Origin of the sequence: Hallella faecis, assembly GCF_018789675.1 — a bacterium.
GTDB classification, from domain to species: Bacteria; Bacteroidota; Bacteroidia; order Bacteroidales; family Bacteroidaceae; genus Prevotella; species Prevotella faecis.
This window is the reverse complement of record NZ_JAHKBE010000139.1, coordinates 1-854: the sequence shown is the minus strand read 5'-3', so window position 1 is coordinate 854 and position 854 is coordinate 1. Positions and strand designations below refer to the sequence as shown.

Sequence of the window (854 nt, the reverse complement as noted above, 5' to 3'; positions counted from 1 at the left end):
TCACTTTATTTGATGAATTTTAATAACCATGCGATTTTATCGCATCAGTACTAATTGTATATCAATAAGCATCTTGCCGCGCAAAATAACAATTATTATTTTGCACGGCAAGATTCCCATCAAAGTGGGACTGACCTATATAAAACGGGAACTGCCATGAAAAGAAATCTTATCATAATCCTTTTCTTGCTGTTGAACTTGGCAAATGTCTGTGCCCAAAGCACCTTCACAGCTCGCGTGGTGGACGCTACCACAGGCGACCCGCTGCCCATGGTAAGCGTATACGTCAGCTCCTCCCACTCCACCATCACCAACCAGGAGGGCGACTTCTCCATCCAGGCGCAACCCGAAGACGTGCTCCGCATCACCTACGTCGGCTACAACGCCAAGAACGTCAAGGCCAGCGAATTGGGGCGCAAGGTGGCGCTGAAGCCCTATGCCAGAATGCTCCAAGAGGTGACCGTCACCCCTATCGATGTCGTGGGCTTGCTCAAGAAACTGGTGAAGAAACTCAAAATGGAATATGCAGAACACCGCTTCGAACAGTCCAACTATTTCTACCGTCAGGTGTCATCCAACGACACCACCTACAACGAACTCATCGAGGCTTTCTTCCGTAGCCAGTCAGACATCGCCCAGCGCAACTTCATGCTCACCACGGGACGCTATGGCAACATCGAAAGTGGCGACACGCTGAAGCCCTTTTATAAGTTTCGCAACTATTACACCACTTCTTGCATCGCCCCGATGCTTCCCGATCCCGGTATATGGAGAGACCTTTACACACCGCTGCCCTATAAGCAATAGTTCGTTAAAATTTGAGATAAAGGCTAAGCAGTTTTACGCTGCCAGCC

General features: G+C 49.1%; 1 protein-coding gene. It reads left to right on the top strand.

Features of this window, described 5'->3' with window-relative positions; translation table 11 throughout:
- Window positions 1–156: 156 nt before the first annotated feature.
- Window positions 157–807 carry a carboxypeptidase-like regulatory domain-containing protein gene (locus tag KM934_RS12845; protein ID WP_215761023.1) on the top strand — a complete coding sequence of 217 codons (651 nt, stop codon included), beginning with the start codon at window positions 157–159 and terminating at the stop codon, window positions 805–807.
- Window positions 808–854: the final 47 nt, after the last annotated feature.